General features: G+C 67.7%; 4 protein-coding genes and 2 pseudogenes. 3 read left to right on the plus strand and 3 right to left on the minus strand.

Annotated elements, in window-relative coordinates:
- The first annotated feature begins 141 nt into the window (after positions 1-141).
- Positions 142-837 carry a type 1 glutamine amidotransferase domain-containing protein gene (locus ON39_RS01640; protein WP_040729966.1) on the plus strand — a complete coding sequence of 232 codons (696 nt, stop codon included), beginning with the start codon at positions 142-144 and terminating at the stop codon, positions 835-837.
- A gap of 29 nt (positions 838-866) precedes the next feature.
- A pseudogene (locus ON39_RS01645) lies at positions 867-1,738 on the plus strand (aldo/keto reductase).
- Positions 1,739-1,792: 54 nt separating this feature from the next.
- Here ON39_RS01645 and ON39_RS01650 read toward each other — a convergent pair.
- Positions 1,793-1,981 (minus strand): hypothetical protein, encoded by a 189-nt coding sequence (locus ON39_RS01650; RefSeq protein WP_040729968.1) that lies wholly within the window; start codon positions 1,979-1,981, stop codon positions 1,793-1,795.
- A 256-nt stretch (positions 1,982-2,237) separates the two neighbouring features.
- Here ON39_RS01650 and ON39_RS01655 point away from each other — a divergent pair, with 256 nt between their 5' ends.
- The gene (locus ON39_RS01655) at positions 2,238-3,584 is read left to right on the plus strand and encodes a helix-turn-helix domain-containing protein (protein ID WP_040729970.1); all 1,347 of its coding nucleotides are present in this window, start codon (positions 2,238-2,240) and stop codon (positions 3,582-3,584) included.
- A 32-nt stretch (positions 3,585-3,616) separates the two neighbouring features.
- On the opposite strand, the gene ON39_RS48360 is transcribed toward ON39_RS01655, so the two are convergent.
- Together ON39_RS48360 and ON39_RS01660 are read right to left on the minus strand one after the other, a co-directional pair.
- A complete protein-coding gene (locus ON39_RS48360) occupies positions 3,617-3,778 on the minus strand; it encodes a hypothetical protein (protein WP_157195396.1) in 162 nt (53 codons plus the stop codon).
- A gap of 122 nt (positions 3,779-3,900) precedes the next feature.
- A pseudogene (locus tag ON39_RS01660) lies at positions 3,901-4,120 on the minus strand (MbtH family protein).
- Between the last annotated feature and the right edge of the window lie 144 nt (positions 4,121-4,264).

A 4,264-nucleotide genomic window follows, 5' to 3' on the forward strand; every position in this document is an offset into this window, starting at 1 on the left:
TACGCGGGCTTCCCGGCCGCGCTCAATGGAATCGCGGTGGCGCGCACGGTCTTCGCCGAGCGAACAAGTCATCGGAATTCCGATGTCTGATATCGGCGATCCCATTGGCTACGCTGCGACGACGGTCCTAGTCTCGGGGGCATGGCCAAACTACTTTTTGTGCTGACCGGCGCCGACACCTGGACACTCGCCGACGGAACCCGGCATCCGACCGGATTCTGGGCCGAGGAGTTCGCCGTGCCGTACGAGGCGGTGAAGGCGGCGGGCCACGAGGTCGTGGTCGCCACCCCCGGCGGGGTGGTGCCGACCGTCGACCAGGGCAGCCTGTCCCCCGAGGTCAACGGCGGCCAGGAGGGCGCCGACGAGCGCGCCGCGGTGCTGGCCGCCAGCACGGAACTGCGGCACCCCGTCAAGCTGTCCGAGGTGGACCTCGCCGACTACGCGGCGGTGTACTACCCCGGCGGCCACGGGCCGATGGAGGACCTCGCGGTGAGCGCCGAATCCGGCGAACTCCTCACCGCCGCACTGCGTTCCGGCAAACCCCTCGCGGTGGTGTGCCACGGGCCCGCCGCGATGCTCGCGGCCGTCGGACCCGACGGCACGAACACCTTCGCGGGTTACCGGCTCACCGGCTTCACCAACGCGGAGGAACGACAGGGCGGCCTAGCCGACAAGGCGAAGTGGCTACTGCAGGATCGGCTCGTCGAATCGGGCGCCGACTTCGAGGAGGGCGAGCCATGGGCGCCCAAGGTCGTCGTCGACCGCAACCTGATCACCGGACAGAATCCGGCCTCGTCCGCGCCGCTGGCACAGGAGCTGCTGCGGGCGCTCGGCTGACCTCGCGCGACTCGGAAGGAACCGCATCCATGAGCACCGACCTCACCGCACGGCCCGCCGAAGCGTCCGGCACTTCGCGCTCGGCGGCGATCTGCCCGTCCACCGGCTCGGCTACGGAGCCATGCAGCTCACCGGCCCGGGCGTCTGGGGTGATCCGAAGGACCCCGACGAGGCGATCCGGGTGCTGCGGCGCGCCGTCGAACTCGGCATCAATTTCATCGACACCGCCGACTCCTACGGTCCGTTCGTCAGCGAGCAGCTCATTCGACAGGCCCTGCACCCCTACCCCGATGATCTCGTCATCGCCACCAAGGGCGGGTTCACCCGCAGCGGCCCCGGCGACTGGCGCGCGGTCGGCAGGCCCGAATACCTGCGCCAGCAGACCGAACTCAGCCTGCGCCACCTCGGCCTCGAGCAGATCGGGCTGTACCAGTTGCACCGCATCGACCCCAAGGTGCCGCTGGCCGATCAGCTCGGCGAGCTCGCACTCTTGCAGCAGGAGGGCAAGATTCGGCACATCGGCGTCTCCCAGGTGAGCGTCGAACAGCTGAAGCAGGCGCGCGAGATCGCCACCATCGTCTCGGTGCAGAACCTCTACAACCTGAGCAACCGGACCGACGAGGACGTGCTCGACTACGCCGAGCGGGAGAACATCGCGTTCATTCCCTGGTTCCCCATCGCCACCGGCGAACTCGCCAAAGCCGGCGGCCCGCTCGACGCGATCGCGAAGGAACACGGCGCGACCCCGGCCCAGCTCGCCCTGGCCTGGCTGCTGCGCCGCTCGCCGGTGCTGCTGCCCATTCCCGGCACCTCCAGCGTCGCCCATCTGGAGGAGAACACTGAGGGCGCGCGGATCACGCTGACCGACAAGGAGTTCGCGGCGCTGTCCGCGGCCGCCTGAATCAATCAACCCCCCGAAACGGGGCGGGCACGGCGACGGCCGGGCCCGCCTCGTTCATTTCTCGGCGGCCCGGCGGAAACAGAAGGCCGACGCGGCGAGGTATTGATGACAGCGCGCGCCGTGGCCGCCGTGCACGGTGAGGATGAACCGCGCTCGGTCGTAGCTGAGACCCTCCGGATCCTGCGCGCAGTCGCGGCTCTGGACCAGCCATAATTCCCGGACATCCGTGGGCAATACGTCCATTGTTCACCTCCGCGTAAGTCTGCGCACCCGGCGCCGAAAGGCGCCCACGGAATCTCGCGCGACACGGATGGATCGGGCCGTGTCGGGACCGTGCATCGGATTCCGAATGCGGGCGCCCAGGTAAGGGTTTGGGCAGAACCCTCGGAGCCGGGTGCTGATTCAGCGTGCATGTTGCGATTCGGTGGATAACAGACCCGAATGCGATAAATGCGGGTAGTTTCCGTTTGTATCAGCCTGGTGCGAGGAAGCAGGACCTATGGTTGAGATCGACTGGACGGGCGAGGATGTCCGTGCGCTTCGCGCCGCGATGCGGCGAAGTCGGTACGAATTCGCGCGTCTGGTGGGCGTCACCCCGCGCACCGTGGTCTTGTGGGAAAACGGCCGGACAACCCGGATGCACGCCGCAAGCCAACGTCTGCTCGACCGGGTCATCTCGGAAGCCGATCCGGTCGTCGTCGCACGATTCGAGCGGGCCGTCACCGCGGGCCGGGACAGCGGCTTCGAACCCGAAGCCGTCGCCTCGGCGCCCGATACGGAAACCCAGCTCGGTAGGGACATCGGGCTCGACAAGGAAGTCGAGGATGACGACGTGAGAAGGCGAGAGTTATTGGCCTGCATCGGGGTCGGCCTGACCGGCACGGCCGCGGAACTGGTGGCGGGCGAACCGGAGAAGATGCTGGCCACCCTGGATGCCGGGTCGATCAGCGAGCGGCGACTCGGGCTGCTCGAGCAGTCGGCCGAGGCCCTGGGCAAACGGGTGGTTCAGGTGCCGCCGCATGAGCTGCTGCACACCACGCTGGAGCAATTCCGCACTGTCCGTGGCACTCTCGCGCAGCGGCAGGCCACTCATCATCAGGTCCGGCTGGTGCGCACGGCGGGCAGGCTGGCCAACGTGGTCGGCGAAATCCTGTTCAACGAGGGACATCTCGGGCAGGCCCGGATGTGGTACGGCACCGCGATCCACGCCGCGCAGGACATCGGTGATCGCTATTCCGAGGATATCGCGCTGGCCGGACTGGCATATCTACCCACCTACAGCGACAAACCGAAGGAAGTCTTGAACTTGCTCGGCGGCCGCCTCGAAGAAAATCCGGCGCACGGCCCCGCCGCCGCCTGGCTGTGGGGAATGGCGGCCAGGGCGCACGCCAGCCTCGGAAATGCCGTCCAGTTCGCCCGCTGTATCGAGAAATCCGGCCGTGCATTGGAAAATGTTGGGCCGGAGGAGCTTACGGTGGGGATCTTTTCCTATCGCCCGGAAAAGCTCGCCTTCTATCAGGCGATCGGCTACTCGAATCTCGGCCGGGCCACCGAAACCGCCGCGGCCGCGGCCCGCGCGCTCAGCCTCTACGACCCTCAGGAAACAATGGAGCCCGCCCTCGTTCGCTTCGAACACGCCACGGCGTTGCTGAGCGCGGGAGAGATCGATGAGGCGTGTTCCGTTGCGACACAAGCGATCACCAGTCATCACACCTATATCGGGCTGACCGTCACGAAGCGTGCGCGCAAGTTCGACGAGGCGCTCGCCGGGTTCCGCGGGCGCGCGGTGACCGAGTGGCGCAGGCACGCCCGCTCGGTGATCGAGTCGGCGCGAACAAAGGCGTAGCGCAGCGGTATTCGACAGGGGTCGGCGGGGCGTCAGGACTTCGCGGCGTCTCGCGGCTGCGCGCGGTGCATGACCGCGTCCAGCCAGCCGCTGATCTGTTGCGTCTGCGCGTGTGTCGGACGTCCGGCCGCCCAGCGCCTGGCCGCTTCGATCAACGTCTCCGGCAGCGAAGGGGTGATCCGTTGATTCGTCATACGTCCATGATGCACTGGGGCGCAGCGAAGTACGAGCAGGGGGGGCGGGGCGCGCCGGTCGACAGAGGGGATGCGAACCGACGCGCCCGCCCATACGGGTGGTTTCGCGAGTTTCGGGGAACCTAGGGGCTCTCGTTGGACATGGCCTCGACGAGTGACTTGGGTCGCATGTCGAGCCAGTGCGTTTCGACGTAGTGCAGACAGGCTTTACGGCCGGCCGCGCCGTAGGCGATGGTCCATCCGCCGGGCACCGCGGCGAATATCGGCCAGAGCGAGTGCTCGCCGTCGGCGTTGATCAAGACGTAGAACTGGGCGTCGGTCATCGTCGAATGGGTTGTTCATCGGGGGTTTTCCTACTTCCTGGTTGGGTCAGGTGTGGGGTTCGGGTACGGCCGGCGTGCGCCTGTCGGGTGGGGGTGCGCGGGCGGCCGATCAGACCGGCGGCGGCTCGGTGGTGCGAGCACGCGACGGTGGGGCCTCCTCGCC

This window comes from Nocardia tenerifensis NBRC 101015 (assembly GCF_000308715.1).
GTDB classification, from domain to species: domain Bacteria; phylum Actinomycetota; class Actinomycetes; order Mycobacteriales; family Mycobacteriaceae; genus Nocardia; species Nocardia tenerifensis.